The organism is Streptomyces sp. NPDC089424 (assembly GCF_044749345.1).
In the GTDB taxonomy this organism is placed as follows: domain Bacteria; phylum Actinomycetota; class Actinomycetes; order Streptomycetales; family Streptomycetaceae; genus Streptomyces.
Genome location: NZ_JBIVHU010000002.1, coordinates 601876 through 626787, shown reverse-complemented (window position 1 = coordinate 626787; position 24912 = coordinate 601876). Strand labels below are relative to the sequence as shown.

At 71.7% G+C, this 24912-nt stretch carries 17 protein-coding genes; 6 read left to right on the top strand and 11 right to left on the bottom strand.

Features of this window, described 5'->3' with window-relative positions:
- The first annotated feature begins 12 nt into the window (after positions 1 to 12).
- A complete protein-coding gene (locus ACIP2X_RS10425) occupies positions 13 to 5229 on the top strand; it encodes a CHAT domain-containing protein (RefSeq protein ID WP_401670129.1) in 5217 nt (1738 codons plus the stop codon).
- Between the two features lie 15 nt (positions 5230 to 5244).
- Here ACIP2X_RS10425 and ACIP2X_RS10420 read toward each other — a convergent pair whose 3' ends face one another.
- Positions 5245 to 5850 (bottom strand): hypothetical protein, encoded by a 606-nt coding sequence (locus ACIP2X_RS10420; RefSeq protein ID WP_401670127.1) that lies wholly within the window; start codon positions 5848 to 5850, stop codon positions 5245 to 5247.
- Between the two features lie 251 nt (positions 5851 to 6101).
- Here ACIP2X_RS10420 and ACIP2X_RS10415 point away from each other — a divergent pair, with 251 nt between their 5' ends.
- A complete protein-coding gene (locus tag ACIP2X_RS10415) occupies positions 6102 to 7328 on the top strand; it encodes a cytochrome P450 (protein WP_401670124.1) in 1227 nt (408 codons plus the stop codon).
- A 77-nt stretch (positions 7329 to 7405) separates the two neighbouring features.
- Here the strand turns inward: ACIP2X_RS10415 and ACIP2X_RS10410 are convergent, their stop codons facing one another.
- The 6 genes from ACIP2X_RS10410 to ACIP2X_RS10385 form a co-directional block, all read right to left on the bottom strand.
- Entirely contained in the window at positions 7406 to 8668 is a 1263-nt protein-coding gene (locus ACIP2X_RS10410; protein WP_401670121.1) for a cytochrome P450, read from the bottom strand.
- Positions 8665 to 9282, bottom strand: coding sequence for a GTP-binding protein (locus tag ACIP2X_RS10405; protein ID WP_401670118.1), 618 nt, complete (start codon positions 9280 to 9282; stop codon positions 8665 to 8667). Before ACIP2X_RS10405 ends, ACIP2X_RS10410 begins: the two co-directional genes overlap by 4 nt.
- Positions 9263 to 9619, bottom strand: a complete 357-nt coding sequence (locus ACIP2X_RS10400) for a DUF742 domain-containing protein (RefSeq protein ID WP_401670116.1) — start codon at positions 9617 to 9619, stop codon at positions 9263 to 9265. Before ACIP2X_RS10400 ends, ACIP2X_RS10405 begins: the two co-directional genes overlap by 20 nt.
- Positions 9616 to 10035, bottom strand: a complete 420-nt coding sequence (locus tag ACIP2X_RS10395; protein WP_401670113.1) for a roadblock/LC7 domain-containing protein — start codon at positions 10033 to 10035, stop codon at positions 9616 to 9618. The genes ACIP2X_RS10400 and ACIP2X_RS10395 overlap by 4 nt, the downstream gene beginning before the upstream one ends.
- Positions 10036 to 10160: 125 nt before the next feature.
- Positions 10161 to 11894, bottom strand: coding sequence for a sensor histidine kinase (locus ACIP2X_RS10390; protein WP_401670111.1), 1734 nt, complete (start codon positions 11892 to 11894; stop codon positions 10161 to 10163).
- Positions 11895 to 12236: 342 nt separating this feature from the next.
- Complete coding sequence (locus tag ACIP2X_RS10385; RefSeq protein WP_401670109.1) at positions 12237 to 13208, bottom strand: helix-turn-helix domain-containing protein; 972 nt, start codon at positions 13206 to 13208, stop codon at positions 12237 to 12239.
- A gap of 71 nt (positions 13209 to 13279) precedes the next feature.
- Between ACIP2X_RS10385 and ACIP2X_RS10380 the strand changes: the two genes are divergently transcribed.
- Complete coding sequence (locus ACIP2X_RS10380; RefSeq protein ID WP_401670107.1) at positions 13280 to 13600, top strand: cupin domain-containing protein; 321 nt, start codon at positions 13280 to 13282, stop codon at positions 13598 to 13600.
- A 336-nt stretch (positions 13601 to 13936) separates the two neighbouring features.
- Positions 13937 to 14428 carry a lamin tail domain-containing protein gene (locus tag ACIP2X_RS10375; RefSeq protein WP_401670105.1) on the top strand — a complete coding sequence of 164 codons (492 nt, stop codon included), beginning with the start codon at positions 13937 to 13939 and terminating at the stop codon, positions 14426 to 14428.
- A gap of 96 nt (positions 14429 to 14524) precedes the next feature.
- Here the strand turns inward: ACIP2X_RS10375 and ACIP2X_RS10370 are convergent, their stop codons facing one another.
- Positions 14525 to 16630: a SpoIIE family protein phosphatase gene (locus ACIP2X_RS10370; protein ID WP_401670103.1), complete on the bottom strand. Its 2106-nt coding sequence runs from the start codon at positions 16628 to 16630 to the stop codon at positions 14525 to 14527.
- 500 nt (positions 16631 to 17130) lie between these two features.
- Here ACIP2X_RS10370 and ACIP2X_RS10365 point away from each other — a divergent pair, with 500 nt between their 5' ends.
- Entirely contained in the window at positions 17131 to 18804 is a 1674-nt protein-coding gene (locus ACIP2X_RS10365; RefSeq protein WP_401670101.1) for a hypothetical protein, read from the top strand.
- Positions 18805 to 18866: 62 nt separating this feature from the next.
- Here the strand turns inward: ACIP2X_RS10365 and ACIP2X_RS10360 are convergent, their stop codons facing one another.
- Positions 18867 to 19493: a hypothetical protein gene (locus tag ACIP2X_RS10360; protein WP_401670098.1), complete on the bottom strand. Its 627-nt coding sequence runs from the start codon at positions 19491 to 19493 to the stop codon at positions 18867 to 18869.
- Positions 19494 to 19709: 216 nt separating this feature from the next.
- Between ACIP2X_RS10360 and ACIP2X_RS10355 the strand changes: the two genes are divergently transcribed.
- Positions 19710 to 20114 carry a PPOX class F420-dependent oxidoreductase gene (locus ACIP2X_RS10355; protein ID WP_401670095.1) on the top strand — a complete coding sequence of 135 codons (405 nt, stop codon included), beginning with the start codon at positions 19710 to 19712 and terminating at the stop codon, positions 20112 to 20114.
- A gap of 105 nt (positions 20115 to 20219) precedes the next feature.
- On the opposite strand, the gene ACIP2X_RS10350 is transcribed toward ACIP2X_RS10355, so the two are convergent.
- Together ACIP2X_RS10350 and ACIP2X_RS10345 are read right to left on the bottom strand one after the other, a co-directional pair.
- Positions 20220 to 23969 (bottom strand): S8 family serine peptidase, encoded by a 3750-nt coding sequence (locus tag ACIP2X_RS10350; protein ID WP_401670093.1) that lies wholly within the window; start codon positions 23967 to 23969, stop codon positions 20220 to 20222.
- A gap of 164 nt (positions 23970 to 24133) precedes the next feature.
- Positions 24134 to 24811: a type 1 glutamine amidotransferase gene (locus tag ACIP2X_RS10345; protein ID WP_401670091.1), complete on the bottom strand. Its 678-nt coding sequence runs from the start codon at positions 24809 to 24811 to the stop codon at positions 24134 to 24136.
- Between the last annotated feature and the right edge of the window lie 101 nt (positions 24812 to 24912).

Genomic DNA, 24912 nt, shown 5'->3' with positions numbered 1-24912 from the left:
CGAATCGGGGGAATGGTGGAGAAGACAGTGGGCGGTTCCGGCCGGGATGAGCCGCTGGAGCGGGTCGCCCGGCTGGTGGAGGCCGCCGAGCGCTCCTTGGCGGCGTGGGCCGGACAGGAGCCGGGCACGGGACCGGATCCCTGGGAACTCGGCGAAGCCGAAGTCCTGCTCGCCGCGCTGTCCGACACGGTGACGGACGCTGATGAGCGACACCTGCTGTACGAGATGTCTCTGGCCGTCGCGGCGATCCGCTGCGCGCTCGCACCTGCCGGGTTCCGACTCGACGGCATGCAGGAGCGGTTCGCCACGCTGTGTACGCTCGCTGCCGACCTGTGTGGTGAGGGCGGCCCGGAACCCGGGCAGCTCGCGAAGGTCGATCTGACCTGCGAGTGGGCCTTCCAGGTCGCCGACCTGTGGAGCCGTGCCCCGTCAGACCCGATTCGGGAGCGGTACGCGGACCGGATCGTCCGCCTGCTGGGCAGCCTCCTGGACGGACCGGACCACGGGGTCGTCGCTGAACCAGCTCGGTGCCAGGCCGTCCTCGGCCTCGTGCTGTCGGACAGGTCGCGCTGCGCGGAACACCGCAGTCCTGAACGACTCGCCGACCGCGGCAGAGCCCTCGCCCTGCTCGGCGCCGCGCGGGCAGCCGACGATCTCGATCCCTCGCTGGAGCCTGCCGTGACCTTCGACTTCGTGCAGCTCTCCCTCCTCGAACTCGACGACCGCGTACGTGCCGACCCCTCTCCTGCCACGCAACGAGCCGGAGCCGAGGAAGCGGCCGGCCTGCTCGACCTGCTGCCGGGGCTGCTCGACGGCGACGACTCGGCGAGTGCGGCGGAACTTGGCGGGATGGTCTGTGACCTGCTGCTCGAACTCTCCACCTCGCAGCGGCACCAGGGCCGCGTCATCGACTGGTACCGGGCGGTGCTCTCTCTCCCGGGACTGCCGGACGAGACCAGGCACGAGTTGAGGAAGAGCTTGGTGTACGCCCTGTGCTCGCGCTCCGAGGAGAACCGGCGCGCACAGCGTCCCGGCGACCCCGCTCCGGCGCAGGACCGCGCGGCCGCCGTCGAACTGCTGGAGCAGGTGCTGGCGACCCATCGCGCTGCGATGCCGGTGGAACCGCCCCTCTCCGGAATGCGCGTCGGCGGTGTGGCCGGGGATGGCGCAATTCCCGGTGCACCGGTGGACGAGGAGTTCGTGGCGCACTTCGACACGCTGGTCGAACTGCTCTGGCTGGACCTGTCGGAAGGCGTCCTGGGTGACCGGGGGCACGACCGGCTCGCGGTGTGCGCGCGGCAGCTCGTACCGCTGATCGGGCCGGAGGACGACGACCGGGCCGCGGCCGTGCTCAAGGCCGCGATCGTCCTCGGGCAACGTGCCGTGCGACGTGGGCTTCCGTTGGCCTACGGTGTCGCCGACCACGCCGTCACGAGCGGGCGGCCGAACCCCGCAATGGCGCTCGAGCGCACCGCGCCGCAGGTGGTGGCGGACATCCGCGAAGCTGTCGACCTGCTGCGCACGGGCACGGGACTCTACCCACACGACGACGAACTCCACCTCTACGCCCAGGGATTCCTCGGTGTCGCGCTGTTGCTGGACTTCGCCTGCCGGCTCCCCGTGGTCGAACCCGCTGCGCTGCGCGAGGCGCTGCGCTGCATGCGAGTGGCGCTGGAACGTCTGCCCGAGAGCGACGGGCTGGGGGACGCCGACTTCAAGGGTGCCTTCCTCATCGCGCTGATGTACCGGGTCTGGTACACCGAACCCTTCTTGCGCGCCTCGAGCGACCGCAACGGCCCCTTGGTGCCGGATGTGTCCGGGTTCCCGACCGTCGAGGACGACATGCTGTTGCTCGACGCGCTACTCGGCTCCTCGCAGGACGGGGAGGAGCCCTTGTTCGTCTTTCTCTTCGTCATGGTGCGGCTGTTGCGCTCCCCGAGTGGTCCGCCCTCCGTGGCGGATTCCAGGGCCTGGTCGGAACGGCTGCGTCGAGCCATCCCCGGGCTGGAGCCCGAGGCGCTGGGGCTACGGGTGATCATGCTGGGGGTCGCGGGCGTCCTGGGGCTCCTTGTCGAGGAAGCGGGCGAGGCCACCGAGGCGGAGCGGAAGTCCGCGCGGGCGGCGCTCAGCGAAGCGCTCGCCCTCCTCCCGCCGAACTCGCCGCTGCGCCCACCGGTGCAAGCTGCTCTGCATCGGTTCGGCGCGGGCGACGTACGGCGGTTGCTCGGGCTCTTCCTCGGCGCTACATCGTGGGGCGAACCGGAAGCAGGGGATCGGGGACCGGGGGAGGGCGTACGGGGGGCCGCGGCGACGACCGGAGGTTCGCCTCGGGCAGCAAACCCGCCCGGGCCGCACGGTGGAGATCCGGCGCACGGCGCCGGCCCCGCTCCGTCCAGCGGTCCGACGACATTTCACGCAGCCCCTGTGCTCGACCTCGACGCGGCCGTTCTGCTCGGCGACGGCACGCCTGACCCCTTCGCCGTACCGGCCACCCGAGTGGCCGAACTGGTCGGGGCCGGTGAGCCGATGAGCGCGGCCGCAGCCGCGACCCTGGCCGTGCTGCACCATCACCTCTGGCTGCGAAACCGCGACGGCGAGGACCTCGAGAGCGCCGTCTCTCTCGCGCGCAGGGCGGTGACCGTCCTCGGCACGATCGGCGACCCTGTCTCGGCACATGCAGCCCTCGCGGACCGATGCTCCGAGTTCCTGGCACGGTTGCTGCTGGACCGGCATCTCCTTCTCGGCGACCGTACCGACCTCGACGCCGCCGCCCTCGCGTACGGTGACCTGCTGGAACGGTCTTCGTCGGACGTGGCGTTGCCTCCGCTGTGCGAACTACTCGCCGCGTCGGGTGATCCACGGGTGCCCGCGCGCCTCTTCCGGCCGGTGCCCGCGCAGTGGACGGCCTCCTTCCGTGCGGAACTGCTCGCCGTCGTCTTCACGGGACCGGTGGCGGGTCGCGTGCTGAACGGCTCAGGATCCTCGGTCGACGACGCCGCGGCCGCGCTCAGCGTGCTCCCGGACGGGCACCCCAGGCGCCCGGCCCTGCGCGCAGAGCTCCTGCGACGCAGGTGGGAAGGGGCTGTCGCCATGAGCGACCTGCCAACCGCAAGGGCTGCCGCCGAGGAACTCCTCGACGTCGCCGCCGCCTGCCCGCAGGACGGTATGCAACGCCCGAGCCTCCTGCTCAGGGCCGCGGCGACGTTGCGCGAGCTGTACGGCATCGGTGGCGCGCGCGGGACTGGTGCCGACGATCCGGTCGGCAGCCACGAGCGAGCTGTCGACGCCCTGCTCGACCGCGCCGTCACCGTGCTCGGCAACGAAACCGAGCACGGCTCGCACGAATACCACGGCTCCCGCAGCCGTAGTGCCTACGGCCTGGGCATCCTGCTGCTGACCCGGCATGGGCGCACCGGTGACGCCGCGGACCTCGACCGGGCACTGCGATTGCTGCGCGATCGGTGGGCGGTGCTGCACACCGCCCCCGGCGACCCGCTCGCCCGGGCGGTCCTCCGGGCGCTGGCCGACGCCCACCGTGCGCTCGGCGCCAGTGACGCCGGCCAGCGCCGGGACGCCCGGGACAGAGCCCGCTCGCTGCTCCACGCACACGGCCGCGCGGTACTGCTCCAGTCGGGCACAGGGCACGCCCTCGAGGCCGCCCGCGCGGTCGCCTCGGACATGCTCCGCCTCGTGCGCTGGAGTCTGGAGGATGAGGAGCCACGGACGGCGTACGAGGCGCTCGAACTCGGGCGCGGACTGGTCCTCAACGCCGCCACGGTCGGCGTCACGGTCCCCGAGCTGCTGCGTGAGGGCGGGCACGCCGAGCTGGCCCGGCACTGGGAGGACGCGGCGAGCGGCGCCGAACGGCACACCGTGCCCGATGGGTTGCGCCGCCAGGTACTGGAGGCCTTCGCCGGCAGCGCCGCCGAGAAGCGCCTCGTCTCCGCTCCGAGCCCAGGCAGGGTCGGGCAGGCGCTACGCCGACTCGGGCGTGACGCGCTGGTGTACCTCGTATCCGGCGAATGCGCGGAAGCGGGCGACGGCACCGATGGCGCAGGCACTACCGGGCACGCGGTGGTCATCGGTGCCACGGGAGTGGTGAAAGCCCTCCCGCTGCCCGGACTCGTCATCTCCGCGGAAGGCCCGCTCGGCGCGTATGGCCGTGCCGCCGAAGCGTTCCGTAGCGCCGGCCGGGCAGACGACCGCCCCGCTCCGGGCGATCCGGAGGTCATGCACGCCAATTACGAACGCCGACTTGTGCGACTGGAGCAGCGGTGGCGGGACGCGCTCGACGCGCTCTGCTCCTGGGCGGGAGAAGTGGCGATGGGTCCCGTGCTGTGCGCAGCCCGCGGCTGGGTGGGCGGGACGCCCCGGCTGGTGCTGGCGCCGGTGGGGGCACTCGGTGCGGTGCCGTGGCACGCGGCCCGCTGCCCGGCCGGTGCGGCCGGTGCGGCTTTCGCGTGTCAGCAGGCTGCAGTCCATTACAGTGCCACCGCTCGTCAGCTCATGGAGGTGGTCGACCGGCCGCGCGCCCGGGTCGGCGAGGGGTCGGTGGCCGTGGTCGCCGACCCGCATGGCTCCTGGCGGATGCACCGGGAGGCGGCGTTGATCGGCTCGCTCTACGAGGGCACGACATTCGTGGGAGGTATCGGCTCGCACGCACCCGCCGATGCGCCGCCCCCGCTGCCTCCCGTGCCGGAGTCCCTGCACGCCCTTCTGCCCGGTGGCCGGTCCTCGGTGGCTCTCCTCCATGTCAACTGTCACGCGGACACCGGGCCTTCGCCCGCGGACTCGGTGCTCCGGCTCAGTGCCGGGAGACACGTCACGGTCGCGGACGTGCTCGCGAAGGCTGCCGATCGCGATCCCAGGACGCCTGGGGGAACTGTCGTTCTCGCCAACTGCACCAGTGACCTTACGGTGAGTGACCATGACGAGGCGCTCACACTGGCCACGGCCTTCCTCAGCTCCGGCACCACCGCGGTGGTCGGATCGCGCTGGGACGTGGCCGACGATCCTCGTACCACCGCACTGATGCTCGTCCTTCACCACCGGTTACGCGCAGGAGACGCGGCCGGCGAGGCGTTGCGGGCCGCACAGCTGTGGATGCTGGACCCGCATCGGGCGGTGCCGGGCGAACTCGCGGAGTTCGACGACGTGTTCAAGGAGGCGGAGCGCCGCGGCATGGATGAACTGGAGGTGTGGTCCGCCTTCGCGCATCACGGTCACTAGCCGCGCCGGGCGGAATCAGAGTGGCGTGTCGTCGGCACCGAGGTCGCGGCGCATCGTCCGCCGGAGCTCGGCCAGCACCACCCAGGCCGACTGGACCTGCTGCTCGCATTCGGAGGAAACCGGCGTGCGCGGCGTCTGGGCAAGTGACCGCTTCAGCGCGCCGTAGCCGTCGTTGAGCTTGCGGCTCGCTGTCGAGGCATTGTCCAGTACCGGGCCGGGCAGGAGCATCTGCGCTTCTGCGTAGCTCGCGCGGAAGAGCGTGCGGGCCTCCTCCAGCGCTTCGACGTGCTCATCGACACCCGCACCTGCGCGCAGTCCGTGGAGCAAGCTGATCTGTGCGGTCTGGTACTGCCGGGCCGCGGTGTTGAAGGTGACGTAGCAGGCGCGCAGCCGGGCGCGCGCCTCAGCCCGGTGCGCCTCGGCCCGCTGCTCACGGGCGTCCGCCAGCTCCAGTGCGCGCATCCGTTCGTCGTGTGCCCGATCCTCGGCGTGCTGCCCGCGCAGTGCGTCGATCTCCAGCCGCTTGACGCGGTCAGCCCTGACCTGGGTGACAAGTGCGGCGCACAGAGTGCCCAGCACGCCGACGATCGCCACCAGAAGGGGCAACCAAGTCTGCGCCACGACGCTTCCCCCTGCTTTCCATGAGCCTGGTCACTGAGGGTGCTCTCCGCGACCGCTCACCCCGGAAGGCGCGGAGGTCGTCCCTGGCCTCTGTTCCTCCCCGCTGACGGCTGACACCATGCCGCCCGCCGACCCGGGGGCCCTCACGAAGATCGGTCACGATTTCAACTACGGCCAGGAGTAGCCTGTTTGAGCCAAGGAAAGATCAATAATCTGCTGTGCGACGGCATGCATCTACTTCGAGGAGTTCCATGTCCACGGCCCAGCACGTACCCGACATCCTCTCGCCCGAGTTCGCCGCGGATCCCTACCCCGCGTACGCGGTCATGCGGGAGAAAGAACCGCTGATCTGGCACGAAGCCACCCAGAGCTGGATCATCTCCCGCTACGACGACGTCGAACGCGTCTTCAAGGACAAGAAGTCCGAGTTCACGACCGACAACTACAACTGGCAGCTGGAGCCGGTCCACGGCAAGACGATCCTCCAGCTCAGTGGCCGGGAACATGCGGTGCGGCGCGCCCTCGTCGCACCGGCGTTCCGCGGCAGCGACCTCCAGGAGAAGTTCCTGCCGGTCATCGAGCGGAACTCCCGTGAGCTGATCGACGCCTTCCGGCGATCGGGGTCCGCGGACATCGTCAGCGACTACGCGACCCGGTTCCCGGTCAACGTGATCGCGGACATGCTGGGCCTGGACAAGGCCGACCACGCCCGCTTCCACCGCTGGTACACCGCGGTGATCGCGTTCCTCGGCAACCTGTCCGGGGACGCCGAGGTGACCGCCGCCGGCGAGCGCACGCGGGTTGAGTTCGCCGAGTACATGATTCCGATCATCCAGGAGCGGCGCGAGAACCTCGGCGACGACCTGCTGTCCGCGCTGTGTGCCGCCGAGGTGGACGGCGTACGGATGAGCGACGAGGACATCAAGGCCTTCTGCAGCCTCCTGCTGGCCGCCGGCGGCGAGACCACCGACAAGGCCATCGCCAGCATCCTGGCCAACCTGCTGACGCACCCCGACCAGTTGGCCGCCGTCCGCGAGGACCGCAGCCTCATATCGGCCGCCTTCGCGGAGACGCTGCGCTTCACCCCGCCGGTGCACATGATCATGCGGCAGGCCGCCACCGACGTCGAGGTCTCCGGGGGCACCATCCCGCAGGGCTCCACGGTGACCTGTCTCATCGGTGCGGCCAACCGGGACGAGCGTCGCTTCCGCGAGCCCGACCGGTTCGACATCTTCCGCGACGACCTCACGACCACGTCCGCGTTCTCGGCCGCCGCCGACCACCTCGCCTTCGCCCTCGGGAGGCACTTCTGCGTCGGTGCGCTGCTGGCCAAGGCGGAGGTCGAGACCGGCCTGAACGACCTGCTGGACGCCATGCCCGACCTTCGTCTCGCCGACGGGTTCGACCCGTCCGAGCAGGGGGTCTTCACCCGCGGACCGCAGTCGCTGCCGGTCCGCTTCACCCCGGTAGCGGGCTGACCGCGGGCCCGGCGGCGGCACCAGCGCCCTCCGCGGGCCGGAGATCCGCCAGGATCCACCGGCCCGCGGAGGGGCTGTCACAGCGCCGGCGTGAACTGCACCGGCAGGGACGTCAGCCCGCGCATCCAGATCGACGGCCGCCACGTCAACTGCTCGGGCTCCACGGCCAGTACGAGATCGGGCAGGCGCTCCACCAGTGTCTCCACCGCGGTACGGGCCATCACGTCCGCCAGGAGCGGCGCCGGATACGGGCAGCGGTGCTCGCCGTTGCTGAACGACAGGTGCGCGGAGTTCTCCGCGCCGACATGCGCCTCCGGCCAGATCTGCGGGTCCGTGTTGGCCGCCGCGAGCCCGAGGACGAGGCAGTCGCCCTCCCGGATGAGCCGACCGCCGAGCTGCGTGTCGCGTACCGCCCAGCGGCCGATGAAGTTCTGCGTCGGAGTGTCCAGCCACAGCACCTCGTTGAGCGCGTCACCGACGCTGACCCGGCCTCCGGAGACGTTCACCGCGAACCGCTCGTCGGTCAGCAGCAGCCGCAGGGTGTTGCAGATCCAGTTGGCCGTCGGCTGCTGCGCCGCCGCGATGACGGAGATCAGGTCCTGGACGATCTCCTCGTCGGTGAGACCCGCCGGGTCGAGGATCATCCGCGAGGTGACGTCGGGACCGGGGCTCTCCCGCTTCTCCTTGACCAGCTGCGCGATGCGCGCCCCGACGCGCATGTACGCGGCCACCGGGTCGTCGCCCTCACCGGCGTCGAGGGAGATCCGCAGATCGTCGACGAGCTGCTCGGTGTCCGCCCCTCCCTGCGGCATTCCGCACATCCACAGCACCGCGCGGGCGGGCAGGGCGTGCGCGTACGCGCCCATGAGCTCGGCCTGGCCGCTGCCGGCGAACGCCGTGATCAACTGCTCGGCGATCGCCTGGCATTCACGGGCCAGTTCGAACTGGTCGATGCCCTCCAGCGCCTGCGTGATCACACCGGCCCGGCGCTGGTGCTCCTGGGCCTCGGTGAACAGCACCGACGGCTGGTAGCCGACGAAGGGCAGCAGGGGCCAGTCGTCGGGGATGTTCGGCCACTGGTTCCAGCGCCGGGAGTCCCGGGCGAACAACTCGTCGTGGCTGGTGACGTAGCTGACCTCGGGATACCCCAGCACGAGCCAGGCGGGGATGCCGCCGTCCAGGAGCACCGGCGCGACCGCCCCGTGTTCCTTGCGCATGGCGCGATACAGCTGGGAGGGCGTCTGCTGGTACTCCAGACCGCCCAGCTGGACGGCGGAGGCGTGTGCGGGGCAGCCCGGTGGCGGTGTGCTCGTGGACGGGGCGCCGGTGTCGTCGCTCACGATGTCCCCTCACGGGAGAGTGCGAGTGTGTAGAGGTGGTCGACGAGGGTGATCAGCACTTCCTTGCCCGAGGATCTGACCCGTGCGTCGCAGTCGACCATGGGCACGTGGTCACCGAGGGCGAGCGCCTGGCGTATCTCGTCGAGCGAGAACCGGCTGGCGTCGCTGTCGAACCGGTTGACGGCGACCACGAAGGGCGTCTTGTGGTGCTCCAGCCGGTCGATGGCGTACCAGGAGTCCGCCATGCGCCGGGTGTCGACCAGGACCACCGCGCCCAGCGTGCCGGAGAACAGCCGGTCCCACAGGAACCAGAAGCGCTCCTGGCCCGGCGCGCCGAACAGGTACAGCACCATCCGCTCGTTCAGGGTGATGCGCCCGAAGTCGAACGCGACCGTCGTCGTGGTCTTGCGCTCCACCCCGGCCGTCTCGTCCACGCCCTGACCCGCCTGCGTCATCACCTCCTCGGTGTTCAGCGGCCGGATCTCGCTCACCGAGCGGACCAGGGTCGTCTTCCCGACGCCGAAACCCCCCACGACGACGATCTTCAATCCGGTCTCGGCCGCATCGGCCAGCGGCGTGCGCTGCGAGGGCAGCTCAGAGGTTGCGGAGCCCATGGAGCACCTCCTGGAGCAGGGCGGTTTCGGGGAGAGCCGCGACGGACTCGGCCGCGCGGGGGTGACGAGCACTCACCTTGCCCATGTCATGCAGGTCACCGAGGAGGATCCGTACGACGGTGATGGGCAGCTTCAGCTCGGCCGCGAGCTCGACGAGCGCCGTCGGGTGCCGGCACAGCTCGAGGATCCGCGCGTGCTCGGACTGCATCCCCGGCGTGGGCTCGCACTCACTGACGATCAGCGTCACCAGGTCGAACGAGTCGTCGGCCTCGCTGCGACCGCCCGTGACCGTGTGGAGCCGGTCGGGGACGCCGATGTCCACGGGCTTGCGCGTCACGCGGAGGCACTCCGTGTGACGGTCGTGCGCGGCTCGGCCCGCAGGTGGTCGCCGATCTGGTCCACGAGCTCCGTCATCTGGTGGCCGACCACACCCGGGTCCGCGTCGTCGTCGGCGAGGACGGCGAGGTGCGCGCCCTCACCGGCGTCGACGATGAAGAGCAGGCCTCCGTGGAACTCGGTCATGGAGTGCCGTACGCCGCCGGACCCGTCGCCGAACTCCACGGAGGCGCCTTGTGCGAGGGCCTGCATGCCGGAGCAGATGGCCGCCAGTTGGTCGGCCTGGTCCATGGTCAGATGTTCCGTCCAGCACAGTTTCAGGCCGTCCCGGGACAGCACGAGGGCGTGACGGGTGCCCGGCGTGCGCTCCAAGAGGTTCATCAAGAGCCAGGTGAGGCTGTTGTCGGTGGTCTCCATGACGGGCGGGGCGGGACTTGACCGCTGGTACGGTCACCCGACCCGTTCCTCCAATCAAACGGGGTGCGGCGAATCAGTGCGGGGAAGGCGGGCAGAGGTGCCCCGGGCGGTGCGGAGGACCGGGACTAGTCATCCGCCTCGGCAAGCGGGTCGGGGCCGGAGGAGGCGGCGGGGTCGTCCCCGGAGCCTCCCGCCTGGCGGCCGCGGTGGAAGGCGCCGAACCGGCTCCCGGCGTCGCGCGCCGGACCGGAGTCCGCGGTGTGCGCGCGCTCCTGCCCGGCCGGCGTCCGTGGCCGCGCGAGGTCCGCCTCGGCCATGGTGCGGCCTGGCGCGCGTACGGGCAGCCCGTTCGGGGTGGCAGTGCCCCGGCTGTGCGGGATCTCCGCCTCCGGCGCCACGTCCGCCGGCGCGACCACCTGGGGGCGCTGGGCCGGCACCTCCACGGGCGGGGCGGGCGGGGCGGTCTCGGCCGGGCCGGCCTCGCGACGCGGCTGTTCCGTGGTGACCGGCTCGCGCTGCTGGGCCACCAGCTGGGGCGGCAGCAGGACCACGACACCCGTGCCCCCGCGGGAGGACGGCCGGTAGTTGACGCTTATGCCGTACTTGGCGGCCAGCCGGCCCACGACACCCAGTCCGAGCCGGGTGCCCTGGAGCGAGGCGAGGTCGGTGATCCGGCCCGAGACCGACTCCTCCGCGCGGCGCATGGCGGCGTCGGACATCTTCAGACCGCTGTCCTCGATGGTGACGACGAGACCGGCGCTGCGTTCCTCCACGTACACGTGGACCTCGTCGATGGGCGGCGAGAAGTTGGCAGCGTTGTCAATCAGTTCGGCGAGCAGGTGCATGACCCCCTCCGCCGCGAAGCCGGCGAGGGCGGCCCTGCTGGAGTTGTGCAGTCGCACCCGCTGGTAGGCCGCGATGCGTCCGACCGCTCCGCGCAGGATGCTCTCCATGACGATCGGCTTGTTCCAGACGCGGCTGGGACGGCCCCCCATCAGCAGTGCCAGCCGGTCGGTCATCAGACCGAGCTGGGAGGTGCTGTGGTCCAGGCGCAGCAGGTCGCCGAAGACGTCCGCGCCGTGCCGCTCCTGCATGTCGCGCAGGTCGGCGAGCATGCTGACGGTCTTGGCCTGGACCCGGCTGAGCGCCTTGGCCGAGGCGGCCTGGGCGGCGGCGGAACGGCGTTCGCTGTAGGCGAGTTCGCGGACGAACGATTCGGCGGGTGCCTTCAGCAGGGGGTCGGTCGGCCATTCGAGCTTGGCGAGGACGGTCTCGGCGGAGCTGCCCTCCCGCAGCAGGGCCACCGCGGCGGGCAGGGTCTTTCCGGTGACGTGCTGGAGTTCCCGCGTCCACGCGGCCACTTCACGCCGCAGCCCTTCGAGGTCGGACCGCGCGTCCTCGGCCCGGCGCACCGCCTCGGAGAGCTCGGTGGCGTAGACGTGCAGCATCCGCCGCATGTAGGGGTCGGACGGCGTGGGCGATCCGGAGAGCACGTCGTCGACGCTCGCGCCGCTTTTCAGCTGCCGGGCGATCGTCGGCAGGGTCGTGTTGACCAGCTGATCCGTTTCGGCGCCGTCCCGCATCCAGGTGCTCCTGGCGGTCTCCAGCTCGCTGCCGAGAGCGTCGGCCCGGCGCTGGGCCCGGCGCATGCCGAGGGAGTTGGTGACGCCGACGACCGCGAGACAGACCCAGGCGACGACCGCGGTGCCCGCCACCCATGTGCGCGCTCTCTCGGGAGCCAGGACGGCGGCCGCGGCGGCACCCGCGGCCGTGACGACCAGGACCGCGGGGATCACGGCCCCTGAGGAGCGCTTCGCCGGCGCGGAACGGCGCTGGCGGGGGCGAGCAGGCACTGACATTCCGCGATCCCTCGGTCTGTGAGAGCAGGAGTACGTCCACGACTGGCGCATCACCGAGAACATGGGAGGCGGTAGATCGCCCTCCGGTTCAAGCGCGCGCCTCATGCTAGCCACCGCATCTGGTGTGTTGGCCCCGGCAAGGGGACCAGCCCAGGGGCAAGTTCACTTCGTCGAGAAATCAACATCGTTCCTCACGGGTGTGATATCTGTGCGCCCACGGCGCGCAACCAGCCCTCTCCGGCGAGCGGTTGACCGTTTCGCAGGATTTGCGCCCCACTCGCCGTTACGAAATCGGTGCCGTGGCTGGGAAGGGAGGGTCGATTTCTCGCCAACTACCGACCGTCAAGGCCGGTTGACCCCACCTGTCCGAGGGCGGAAGGACCGGCGGTAGGCGGCGGGTGTCGTGTGCACCAGGGACTGAAAACGACGCCGGAGGTTGGCGGCCGAGGACAGCCCGGTCCTGGCCGCGATCGCCTCGACGGGTAGATCCGTCTCCTCCAGGAGGGCACGGGCCGCCATCACCCGCTGCCCAAGCAGCCAGTGACCGGGACTGGTACCGAGCTGCTCGGCGAACCTGCGGGCGAGCGTGCGGGTGGAGACGGCCGCCCGGGAGGCGAGGTCGTCGACGGTCAGTGACTGGTGCAGGCGCTCGACGGCCCAGTCGAGGAGGGGCGCCAGGGTGTCCGGCGCGCGGTCGGGGGCCGGGGGCGTGGCGTACTGGAGCTGCCCGCCCTCGCGGTGCGGGGGCATCACCATGTGCCGGGCGACCTGGGCCGCGTAGGCGGCGCCCTGGTCCTCGCGGACCAGGTGCAGACAGAGGTCGACGCCCGCTGCCGTGCCCGCGCTGGTGGCGACGTCGCCCAGGTCGACGTAGAGGACGTCCGGCTCCACCTGGATCTCCGGGTGCCGGGCGGCGAGTTCGCCGGCCATGCGCCAATGGGTGGTCGCCCGGCGGCCGCTCAGCAGTCCGGCCTGCGCGAGGAGGAAGGCCGCCGAGCAGATCGCGACGATGCGGGCCCCGCGGCGATGTGCCTGCCGTATCGCGTCGACGACGGCCGGCGGGGCGGCGTCTGCACGCCGCTGCCAGCCGGGGACGATCACGGTCTGCGCACGCTCCAGTGCCGACAGCCCGTGAGGGACCGTCATGTCGTAACCGGCCTGTGTGGGCAGCGGGCCGGGGTGTTCGGCGCAGACCTCGAACGTGTAACGGGCGGGCAGGCCAGGCCGGTTCACGCCGAAGACCTCGGCGGCGCACGCCAGCTCGAACGTCGACTGCGGTGGCAGTAAGAGAGAGACCACCCGGTGAAGGCCCATGGCAGGAAAGTACCCCTGGGCGTCATTTCTGACCCTGGGGGCGGGGCACCTCGTCCGCGACCATGATCTCCATGAGCCATGACTCCGATGACATGCAGATCGTCCACGTCGACGAGGTCGACCCGACCGAGGTCGCTCCCGGCATCGTCCGCAGACGGCTGCCGGCCACGGCACGGGCGCGGGGGTGGATGTACGACTTCGCTCCGGGCGCGGAGTGGCCCGACGTGGACGTGCACGACAGCGAGGAGCGCTACTACGTGGTGTCGGGGGAGTTCGTCGACCGTGGCCGGCGTCTCGGGGCGGGCAGCTACGTGGTGTTCGCGCCGGGCAGTGCGCATCGCCCGCGCACGGAGACCGGCGCGCGCATGATCGGGATCACGCTCCTCGGCTGACCGGCCGGAACCGTGCCGGGCTGTTGCTCACTTTCGGGTGAACGCCCACGGGCAGGGCCGGGGAGTGTGCGGCGCCCCGCGGGCTCCTGGCCCGGTCGGCGCAAGCTTCGGTGCAGGGGCCATGAGTGCACGGACAAGATTCGTACAGATCCGTGTAGTAAACAGCCGACTGTTGCTGAAATGTCCGCATTTGGCAACACGGGTCGGCGCTTCCTGGGCGGGGCGGGTGCGCGCGGCAAGGTGTGGGTCCTCGGCCGACGCCGGCCGAGAAGCCCGCACCCTGGTCTCTCCCGGATCACCGGAGAAGGCCACGGGTCCTGATCCGAAGGGGATCTTGTGTCTGCTTCCCTGACCGCTCGCCGTCTGACGGCCGCCGCACTCGCCGCCGGGGCCCTCGCGGCGGTGACCGCGCTGCCGGCCTCCGCCGACCACGGCGACCGCCGCGGCGACCGCCACGGCGACCGGAACCAGGTCGTCATCAGCGCCGTGCAGTACGACCCGCCGGGACGTGACGACCGCTCCAACCGTTCCCTGAACAGGGAGTGGGTGGAGATCACCAACACCGGTCGGCGCAGCGTGGACCTGGACGGCTGGACGCTGTCCGACCGGGACGGCCGGACCTACGAGTTCGACCGTTTCCGTCTCGACGGCCGGTCCTCGGTCCGCGTCCACACCGGCACCGGCCGCGACAGCCGCACCGACGTCTTCCAGGACCGTCGCCGCTACGTGTGGGACGACCGCTTCGACACGGTGATCCTGTCCAACGAGCGGGGCCGTGAGATCGACAGCGAGTCCTGGGGTGGTCGCGGATACCACCACCGCCGCTGACGCCCGACCCGCGCGAGGGGCGATCGCACCATGACCGGGAGTCCTGCCACGGCGCCGTGGCAGGACACCCGCGTTCCAAGGGCTCCTCCCCGCCGCCTACAGCGGGCGGAGGGACCCCGGTCGGCAGTCGTCGGGCAGCGCCTGGGTGCGGGCGATGAGCAGGGCCACGTCGTCGTGGCTGGCCGGGGCCCGGAGCCGTTGGAGCAGTTCGTCGCAGGTCTCCTCGATCGAGTTGTGCGGTGACGACAGAAGGCTCACGAGATCGTTCAGGCGCTCGTCGATCGGGTCGAAACGGGTCTCGACCAGCCCGTCGGTGTACAGGACCAGCTGATCGCCGGGTCGCAGGTCGAGTGTGGTGGTCTCGAACGGGACGCCGCCGACCCCCAGCGGCGTGCCCGTGGGCAGGTCGAGCAGCTCGGGCGGCCGGCCGGCACGCATCAGGACCGGGGGCAGATGGCCCGCGGAGGCCACGTGCAGGCGGCAGTCGTGCGGGTCGTAGACCGCGTAGACGCAGGTGGCGAGGTACGGGTCCAGCCCTTGGGTGATCTTGTCGAGGTGGGTGAGGATCCGGGCCGGCTCCAGGTCCAGGTCCGCGAGCGTCGAGGTGGCGGTGCGCAGCCGGCCCATGGTGGTGGCCGCCGGGATGCCGCTGCCCATGACATCACCCACCGCGAGGGCGGTGCGGTCGCCGTCGAGGGGGATCACGTCGAACCAGTCGCCGCCCACCTCGCTGAAGGCCAGTGCGGGCCGGTACCGGGCGGCGACCTCCAGCCCGGGATGGCGCGGCGACAGCTGGGGCAGCAGACTGCGCTGCAGTGTCTCGGCGGCGCTGCGGATGTGCTGGTGCAGGACGGCGTTGTCGATGCTGAGCGCGGCGGACGAGGCGAGTTCGCAGGCGAGGGTGAGGTCGTCCTTGTCGAAGGGCTGCGGGTTGCGCGCGCGGGCCATCCCCATGACGCCGATGATCTGTCCGCGGGCGATCAGCGGGACCGCCATGTCGGTGTGCACACCCGCCTGGGCGAGCAGCTGGGCGGCGTGGTCGTTCTCGGCGATGCGCGGGACGTCCTCGCTGTTCAGATGCGTGATCAGGACCGGCTTGCGGGTGCGGACGCAGTGCGCCGCCGGGTGTTCGGTGTGGTACGTCGTGAGGCGCCCGGGAGCGACGACCGCCTCGGCGGCGTCCGTGGGGTAGGCGGTCTTCACCGCCAGCGCCCGGAACAGGGCCGGGCCGTCGCCGAAATCCGTCCGCCCCGTCTGCAGGACGGAATCCAGCAGGTCCACCGCGACCAGGTCGGCCAGGTCGGGGACGACGACGTCGGCCAGTTCCCGGGCCGTCCGCTCCACCTCCAGGGTCGTGCCGATGCGGGCCGAGCCGTCGGCCATCATGCGAAGGCGCTGCTGCGCCCGGTCCGCCTGCCTGGCCGCCTGGTACCGGTCGGTGATGTCCACCACCACGTTGGCGATGCCCAGCACGTGCCCGCGGTGGTCCTCCAGCCGGTACAGCGACATGGTCCAGGCGTGTTCCTGCTGCGGCTCCGCCCCGATGCGGGCCACGAGCTGCCGGTCGACCACCGGGACGCCGGTGTCGAGGACCTCGCGCATGCAGGACTCCGCGCTCAGGAACGACTCACCGGGCAGGACCTCCCGGAACCTCCTGCCGATGTGTTCGGCCTCGGACAAGCCGTGCATCGACGCGAGGGCGGGGTTGACGGCCAGGTACCGCAGGTCGGTGTCCAGGACGGACAGCCCGATCGGCGCCTGCGCGACCAGCCGGTCGGACAGCGCCAGCTTGCGCTCCACCTGCAGCAGCGTGGACCGGTCCGTGGCCAGCCCCAGCGCGTAGTGCTCGCCCTGGTTGTCCGTCAGCCGCATGTTGCGGAACTCCACGACCCGGGTGCTGCCGTCCTTGTGCCGGATGGGGAACGGTCCGGCCCAGGACTGGCCCGTCATCATCACCTCGGCGAACAGCCCGATCGCCGCGTCCCGGTGCTCGGGGTGGAGGAGCAGCTGCGCCGCGTACTGTCCGAGCGCCTCACCTCGGGTGTAACCGAACAGTTCGTCGGCCTGCGGGCTCCACATGTCGATCCGGCCGTTGGCCTTCACCAGCACCGCGGCGACACCCAGCAGATCCATCAGCGCACTCGGGTCCGACGCGCCGTCCTCCGGACGATCGGCGTGGTCCAGGCGCCGCGCTGGGCTCATCGCACTCATCCTTCCGCCCGCCGACCCGTTCCACCGGCGTATCCAGCCATACTGTGCCCACCGGGCTGGTCTGGCCATCGTTGCAGTCCACGCCGCCCAGCCCCTCGCGTGGACCGTCGCGGTCGGACGCGACCAGGACATGATCGACACCCCGGTGCCGTGACCGGACAGGTGCACCGCGTTGCCGCCTCGGCGGCCGGCGGCTGGGGGGGCTGATCATGTACCCGCGTGCATCTCGCCCCATGCGGACGGGGTGCCCATGAGGTGGGCGCTGCTCGGAGGGTTCGTCCGGGCGACGATCCTCGGAGTGCTCGGCGCGGTGTACCGGGACGCAGATGACGACACGTCAGGCGACAGGTGGGGGCCGACCGTTGAGGGCTGCCGTGACGGGTCTGTGATGCGCAAGGGGGCAACGAAGGGTGTCCGTCGGGTGTCGGACAGGTGAGTGCTCGGTGAAGAGCATCCCCTCTGGGTGTCCTACGTGCGACAAGGAGGCGTTGATGAGACGTCCCGTCCGCAGATCCCTCGTCCGGACGATGCTGGGGCTGGTGACGGCCGCCGTGGTGGCGGCCGGCTCCGGTTCCGGTGCGCCCGTGCTGGCCGCCGAGCGTGAGCCGGCGCCCCTGCCGGTGCGGATCACCGGCGAGAGCCGCGTGGATCTCTCGCTCCAGGGCGACAACGGTGATCCGGCCGAGCCGCAGATCATGCTGCGGCTCGCGGCTCCCGGCAGTGAGGAGCCCGGCGAGGACGGTGAGGTGCCCGTCGTCCACCAGGGCGACTACAAGATCGAGATCGAGGTGGGGGGTCTCGCGCAGGTCGCGGAGGCGAAGCTCCCCTGCGGCCCGGGCCCCTGGGGTGCCACCTGCGAGGGCGACCGGATCCGCGCGGGCGAGAAGGCCAACGTGATCGGCGGTATCCGCCTCGACGTCCCCGCGAACGGGTCACCGCGGCGACTGGGTGAGATCACGGTCAGGGGCGAGGGGGAGGGCGTCGAGTTCACGCCCCTGCACATCGAGGTCGTGGTGAGCGACTCGCGGATCGTGAGCCGCCGGCTCTCACCGCCCGGTGTCGGCGTGGGGCATACCTGGAACGCGCCGCTGGGCCTGCGCAACGCCGGCGGCGCACCCGCCGACGGCGTGGTGCTGCGCTTCCGCGGCACCCGCGGGCTGAGCTTCCTGGACCGTCACGGCAACTGCGTCTACCGCGACACCACGGACGGTGACCTGCAGGGTCAGGGCACCGACGCGATCTGCGCCTTCAGCGACGTCGTCGAGGCGGGCGCGGCCTACGCGGTGGCCGAGCCCCTCAAGGTGAAGCCCCTCCCGTTCGCGTTGAACGACAGGTTCATCTACAGCTTCGCTCCGGCCGACGCCGAGAAGGCCAAGGCCCTGCTGGCGACGGACGGTTACACGCCGGGCACCGGCGCACCGCTGACCTTGGAGAAGGTCCCCGACGCTCCTCCGTCCTCCTACTGGACCGAGGGCTCGGCGTGGCTGCCGTTCGACAACTCCTACGACATCCTGATCACCGGTGACTCCGCGCGCGGCGCCGTCGGGGAGACGGTGACGGTGGACGTCGGCTTCCGCAACCTCGGCCCGGCCTGGGTGCGCGGGCTCGAACCGCCGGACGACGACCCGATGCTCACGTACGTCACCGTTCCGCCGGGCGCCACGGCGACGAGGATTCCCGAGGACTGCTGGCCCGACCCCCACACCGAGGGGCTCTACGGATGCTGGGCGCACGCGCCGGTCCGGGAGGACGTGAACCTGACCTGGCCGTTCGAGCTGCGCATCGACAAGGTCGTGAAGGACGCCAAGGGCAAGATCCAGATGCAGCCCTTCGACTACCCGGACGAGCCCAACCACGAGAACAACGCGGCATGGATCGTCCTGAACCCCACCGCTGACGGCGGGAGCACGCAGGGGTCCTCCGGCGGCCCCTCGTCCGGTCCGAGCCCCAGTTCCTCCGGCAGCGGCGGCACGACGGGCTCCACCGGGACGACCGGCGGTGGCGGCTCGACCTCCTCCTCCGGCGGTTCCTCCGGCGGTTCCTCCGGCGGCGGACTCGCGTCGACCGGCGTCGGCGGCACGCTCCTCGTCGGGGGCGGCGCCCTCCTGGCGCTGGGGCTGGGCGCGGCGGTCGTGGTCGTCCTGCGCCGCCGGTCCGCGCTCTGACGCCGCTCCGCATCGCCCGCAGGGGTGCGGCCGCCCCGCCCGACGGCCGCACCCCTGCCGTGTCACGGGATGCGCAGGCTGTCCACGGCCTGCTCGTGCGTCCTGGTCACGGCCTTCTCGTCCGCCTGGGAGCCGACGGTGACGACCTGGACGACGTGGTCGTCGGTCAGGGTTTGCGTGGTCTCGACCGAGAGGTGGTTCCGGGCGTTGGTCAGATGCGCGTCCAGGCTGGGGCGGCCGTCCCTCGTGCCGGGCTTCTGACCGGTGAAGGTGGTGTCGCCGTACTCCTCGGCGAGTCCCTCGCGGGTCCCCTCGACGACCGCCTCCAGTTCGGCGGGCCCGGCTCCCTTCACGTCGACGACGAGGAAGTACACGAAGCCGTCGGAGGTCGGCGCCGTGTGTACACGTCCGTGCAGACCGCCGGCCTCCAGTTGCTTCGGCGTGGACTTCCCGGGCAGTGCGAAGGAGATGCCACTGGAGGAGTCGACGGCCCGCACCCAGTTCACGGCGGCGGGCGCGGTGCCGCGGTCCCCGTGGTCGCTGAGCGGGGCCACGGTCGCGGTCGCTCCGTCGAGGTGTGGTGGCGCCGGAGCGGCGAGAGCGCTGGAGGGCATCAGCACGCCTCCCGCCGCCAGGGCGGTCGGAGCCAAGAGCAGGACGAGGCGCTGTGTCAGGGAACGGCGAGCCATGAAGATCAGATCCTTCGTGAGGGGGTGGAGTCTTTCCGGGGACGTTCGCGTGACCCGTGTTTCGATTAGGCCTGGCGGGCAACGGCACGTCATGCCCCTGCTTTACGTGACACGAGAGGTCGGGACTTGACGGGCCGCGACCGCTGTGAGTCCGTCGACGGCTCCGGCCGTCGGCAGCGGGTCCCCCGCCGAACCGCCCGCCTGGAGGAGTAACCGGTGCCCGTATCCCTCGGTGAGGACGTCGTCGCGCTGCTGCGCCGCCCCAGTACCTGCTACCTCGCCACGACGATGCCCGACGGCTCGCCCCAGCTCACCCAGACCTGGGTCGACACCGACGGCGAGCACGTCCTGATCAACAGCGTCGCGTCGCACCAGAAGACGCGCAACGTCGCGCGTGACCCGCGCGTGGCGGTCGCGGTCTCCGATCCGACCCGGCCGAACTCCTACGTCCAGATCCGTGGCCGCGTGGTGCGCGTGACCACCGAAGGGGCGGTCGAGCACATCGAGTCGCTCGCGCGGAAGTACCTCGGCGGGCCGTACCCCTGGTTCGGCGGCCGCGACCAGGTCCGGGTGATGCTCGTCATCGAACCGGAACGCATCAGCAGCCCCCGCCTCGGGTGACGCGGCCGCCCATCGTGCAGCCCGGTGCGGCCACCTCGCGCGACGGCCGCGTGCCGCCCGGCGAACCCTGCTCGGTCCGCCGGGCGGCCGCTCGCGTGCCCGGGACTACCGGAGGCCGGCCGCGCGAACGATCGTCTGCGTGACGGTGTTGCCCCGGCTGTCACCCGCGTGGACCCGCAGGGTCAGGAACCGGGCCGCGGCGGGGGCACGCAGCGTCACGCTCACCCTGCCGTCGCCCTTGCCGCTGAGGCGCGCCGTCGTCCAGTGGGCGCCGTCGTCGTAGGACACCTCCACCTTCTTTGTGTGCACGGCCGCGTGCGGCCCGCCTTCCAGATGGACGGGGGTGACGAGCAGTGCGGAGTCGCGGGCCGCCCTACCGTCGTCGGACGTCGGCACGGCGTAGTCCAGCTGCACCAGGGGGAGTTGCTCGGTACCCTCCGTGCTCCTCGGCGGCGCGGACGTGAAGGTCCACTCGGTGCGGGTGGCGGTCGAGTACGGGAAGGCCTCCGTCGCCGTGCGGTCCGCGGTGTGCACCAGCCGGTACGTGCCCTTCTTCGCCGGGAGGGTTCCCCAGATCCCGCCGGCTCCCTGGGCGATCACCGTGTCGCCCTGGTAGAGGGTGGTCTCCTGCTGGGTCTCGGCGCTGCCGAAGGGCACGTAGTTGGCGTGGTCGCCGCCGGAGTCCCCCCAGGAGGGCACGGCGATGTCGACCTCGTTCCCGGTACGCACCGGCAGTTGGCCACCGCTGGTGATGCGGGGACGCACCACGGGCCCGAACCATGCGACGTCCGTCGTCCTGCCCGCCGGGTAGGTGACCGGACCTGACGCGCTGTAGGCGAGGGACTGGAGTTCGGCCTCCTCGGTCCAGGAGAAGCCGCCGCCGGTGCTGACGTAGTCGGTGCGGTGCGCTCCGGCGGTGCTCAGCCTGTTCGAGCCGACACGGTAGGTGGTCCAGGGGTGGACGTCGTAACGGTTCTCGTACACCTCGCGTCCGCCGGGGTTGCGGAAGGAGGTCTCGACCCGGGCCAACTGGTGGGAGCCCGGGGCGTAGACGAGGTCCGCCGGGATACGGCCGGTCCACGTGCGGACCAGGTCGTAGAGGTACGACGTGTCCGGGCGCGAGACGGCCCGCAGGGGCACGCTCCCCGTGGTGGCGGCGTCCACCCGGGCGATGAGCTTCTCGCCCTCCGTGCGGGAGAGCCCGGCGACCGCGAGGGACGACTTGACGACGGGCACACGCAGGCGGCCGTCCAGGTCGTTGACGAACAGCAGAAGCCGGACGCCCGCGGCCTGCGCGGCCCTGATCTGGTCGTCCGCGAGGTCCTCGTCGTCGGAGTTCCAGCGCACCACGGCCGCCCTGCCCGCGGCGTCGACGCCCTCGTAGTCCGCACCGAGGCCGGCGCCGGGGTGGATGACGTCGAGGTCGTGATCGCCCTTGGGCAGTTTCGTGGAACCGGGCAGGAGCCAGAGGTCGTCGAACTCCTGGTTGCCAGAGGTGACGGACAGCAGCGGCTCCTGATTGCGCCAGCGCGTGGTGAGGTACTGCTTCCCGTCACCGCCGGGTGCGGTCGGGGCGGTCCAGACGCTGTCGTAGCCGTCGCCGATCAGGGTGCTGTCGGTGACCGAGGAGCCGTCCTGGAAGCCGCGGTGGTAGTCCAGGCGCTGTGTGAAGGTCTCCGTCCGCCGGGGTGTGACCGGCGTGATCCGGCGGAGCCGGGTGCCGTCCAGCACGAGATCGGTGGGGCCGGTCACCTCGACCTGAGGGATGATCATGCGTGCGTATCCCGCGGACGCCGCACCGTGCGTGCCCTCCACGCGGAAGTCGGCGTAGACGGTGTAGCGGCCCGGGGGCAGGATCTCGTCGGACTCGCCGCCGCCGTAGAGGAAGGTGCCCGCGTACTCGTCGCCCTTGCGGTAGAAGGTCAGCGTTCCGTCGGTGGGCTCGCCGGAACGGCCGGTGATCTTCGTGCGCACGTGGAAGTGCCGCTGCCCCGTGCTGACGCCGAGCAGGGTGCGGGTCAGCGCGGTCCCGCCGCTGGACGCCGTCAGGTGCCCCGTCCAGCGCTGTCCGGTGCCGGCCTTGCCGAGGTCCGTGGTGACCGTCGCGGTGGCGGTCGAACCGGCGGGCACCTCGACCCGGCCGGGAGCGACGGTGAAGACGCCCGCGGGCACGCCCTCCGCGTCCACGGTGAGGTCCAGCGTGACGGGCTCGGTGCCGGTGTTGGTGAAGGTGGCCTTGGACTTCACCGTGCCCTCGCCGGTTCCCGCCGGGTGGATACCCGCGTCGAGCTTCCCCGTCGCGGTGACCCGTGCCGTCGCCGAGGCGGCCCTCACCCGGCCGTTGCCGCCGTCGTCGGCACCGATGGCCGGTGTCGGTTTCGCGGTGCTGATCAGCGCGTCCTTGATCTGCTCGCCGGTCCAGCCGGGGTGGGCGGCGGCGACGAGCGCGGCGACACCGGCCACGTGCGGGGTGGCCATGGACGTGCCGCTGGCGCTCATGTAGGAGCCGGTGCCCGAACCGATGTAGTGCGATCTCGCCGCCAGGATGTCGACGCCGGGGGCGGTGATCTCGGGCTTGAGGGCGTCGTCGCCGTAGCGGGGGCCCCGGCTGGAGAAGTCGGCGATGGCGTCGGCGGAGTCCACGGCGCCGACGGTCAGCGCCGCGTCGGCGGTGCCCGGCGACCTGACGGTCCGGGCGCCGGGACCGTCGTTGCCGGCCGCGATGGTGAACAGGGCGCCGGTCTCGGCGCTCAACTCGTTCACGGCCCGGGCGAGCACCGTCTCGCCGTCGGCGTTCTCGCTGCTGCCCAGGCTCATGCTGACGACCCGGGCGTGGGCGTCCCTGGCGGCCCACTCCATGCCCGCCACGATCCAGGAGTCGTAGCCGAAGCCCTGGTCGGACAGGACCTTGCCGACGTGCAGGTCCACGCCGGGCGCGACACCCTTCTCCTTGCCGTCGGAGGCGGCGCCGCTGCCGGCGATCGTGGAGGCGACGTGCGTGCCGTGGCCGTGGCGGTCGACGATCGTCTCGCCGGGGACGAAGCTGACGGAGTCGGCCACGGCGTCCCGCAGGTCGGGGTGCTCGGGGTCGTAACCGGAGTCGAGGACGGCGACGTCGGTCCCGGCACCGGTGTTCCCGCCGGCCCACACCTCGGGTGCGCCGATCTGCGCGACCGAGTCGCTGAGGGTGGCCTCGGCGCGGCCGTCGAGCCACACCTTGGCGACGCCCCCGCGCAGCGCGCCGCCGTCGCCGGAAGTCGTGGCGTCGAGGCCCGCCTCGGCACCGGTCAGCGCCTTCCACAGGCCGTCGGTGTCGTCGCGGTCGGCGGCGAGAGCCACGCCGTTGACGCTGGTGAGGGGCCGGACGCCGGTGACATCGGCGGGGAGGGAGCGGGCGCGCCCGCGCAGTGCCGAGGCGGATGCGTCCCCGCCCCCGTAGGTGATGATCAGCGGCAGTCGGGGGAGGGAGTCGTCGTCGTAGCCCTCCTCCATCAGGCGGGTGACGTTGAAGAGTTGGTCGTCGAGCGCCCCTGACGCCAGATAGGCGCGCGCGGAGTCGGGATAGACGTAGGTGTCACCTCCCACGGTCAGCACCCGGGCGCCGACGGGCTCGCCGTCCGGGCCTTGGACGCTGAGGGTGCCGGGGCCGCTGCCGGCGCCCGGGGTGACGGTGACCTCGTCACCGGTCACCAGGGTGATGGTGGCAACGTTGTCAGAAGGGATGGAGGGACCGGCCGAGTGTGCGGCCGACGGGATGTCCGCGGAGGCGGGCACGAGCGGGGTCGCCGCTGTGGCCAGGAGGACGGCCGCGACGACGAGCAGGCGGCGCCCTCTTCCGGACGAGTGGTGTGCCAACGGAGTCCTTCGACTTGAATGGGTGTACAGGTCGACGGGAATCTATGCCTTCGTACGGCACCTCGGGAAGACCCGGGAACGTGGGGAGCCTCACGGCAATGGGGTGGCGACACAGGGGAGTTGAGGAAGCCGGGAGATCGGGCACCGCCCGGCCGGGTGGTGCTTCAGGAAGGCCCGGCGGAGCGGAACAGCCGGGGCAGGACGACGCGGCCGACGGCGGCGATCGCGGCGATGTCCTCTTCGCGGGGGCGGGCGCCCTCCGGCAACAGGTGGGCGAAGCCCTCGACGGCCGCCGCGTCGACCTCGATGTGGAACTGCAGGCCCCACGCCCGGGGGCCGAGCCGGAACGCCTGATGCCGGTACCGGTCGCTGGAGGCGAGGAGCACGGCTCCCACGGGAAGGGTGAAGGTGTCCTGGTGCCAGTGGAAGACCGGCGTCCGCCGGTCGAGCCCCTGGAGCAGGGGGTCGTTCTCGGCGGCCGGTTCGAGCGTGACCGTTCCGGCGCCGATCTCCGGCTCGGGCCCCGGGGACACCCGCCCGCCCGCCGCCGCGGCCAGCAGTTGTGCCCCGAGGCACACCCCGAGCACCGGCACCCCCTCGCGCAGGGCCCGGCGGAGCAGGTGGCGTTCGGCGGCGAGGTGCGGGTGGCGGCGGTCGTCCAGGGCGTTCATCGGCCCTCCGAGGACCACGAGTCCGCCGGCCCCGCGCAGGCCGGGCACGGGATCGCCGTCCCACAGGTGATGCACCGTCAGCTCCGCGCCGGCCTCGGCGGCGGCGCCGGTGAGGCCGGCGGGACCCTCGAACGGGACGTGCTGCAGGACGTGCCACGGACGGTCGGACATGCGGGTCACCTCGGGTGGGGCGGCGAGCTCGGTCGGGCGGGTGGGGCCGGGGGAGCGGCACCCGGCCGGTACGGGGGTGAGGGGGCCGGGTGCCGCTCGGT

What these genes read in the sequence shown, in the direction of transcription:
- ACIP2X_RS10370 (WP_401670103.1), bottom strand. Translation starts at nt 16,630, where the DNA reads ATGAGCCCAGCGCGGCGCCTGGACCACGCCGATCGTCCGGAGGACGGC.
- ACIP2X_RS10380 (WP_401670107.1), top strand. Translation starts at nt 13,280, where the DNA reads ATGAGCCATGACTCCGATGACATGCAGATCGTCCACGTCGACGAGGTC.
- ACIP2X_RS10405 (WP_401670118.1), bottom strand. Translation starts at nt 9,282, where the DNA reads ATGGGCTCCGCAACCTCTGAGCTGCCCTCGCAGCGCACGCCGCTGGCC.
- ACIP2X_RS10395 (WP_401670113.1), bottom strand. Translation starts at nt 10,035, where the DNA reads ATGGAGACCACCGACAACAGCCTCACCTGGCTCTTGATGAACCTCTTG.
- ACIP2X_RS10390 (WP_401670111.1), bottom strand. Translation starts at nt 11,894, where the DNA reads ATGTCAGTGCCTGCTCGCCCCCGCCAGCGCCGTTCCGCGCCGGCGAAG.
- ACIP2X_RS10385 (WP_401670109.1), bottom strand. Translation starts at nt 13,208, where the DNA reads ATGGGCCTTCACCGGGTGGTCTCTCTCTTACTGCCACCGCAGTCGACG.
- ACIP2X_RS10365 (WP_401670101.1), top strand. Translation starts at nt 17,131, where the DNA reads ATGAGACGTCCCGTCCGCAGATCCCTCGTCCGGACGATGCTGGGGCTG.
- ACIP2X_RS10345 (WP_401670091.1), bottom strand. Translation starts at nt 24,811, where the DNA reads ATGTCCGACCGTCCGTGGCACGTCCTGCAGCACGTCCCGTTCGAGGGT.
- ACIP2X_RS10360 (WP_401670098.1), bottom strand. Translation starts at nt 19,493, where the DNA reads ATGGCTCGCCGTTCCCTGACACAGCGCCTCGTCCTGCTCTTGGCTCCG.
- ACIP2X_RS10425 (WP_401670129.1), top strand. Translation starts at nt 13, where the DNA reads ATGGTGGAGAAGACAGTGGGCGGTTCCGGCCGGGATGAGCCGCTGGAG.
- ACIP2X_RS10415 (WP_401670124.1), top strand. Translation starts at nt 6,102, where the DNA reads ATGTCCACGGCCCAGCACGTACCCGACATCCTCTCGCCCGAGTTCGCC.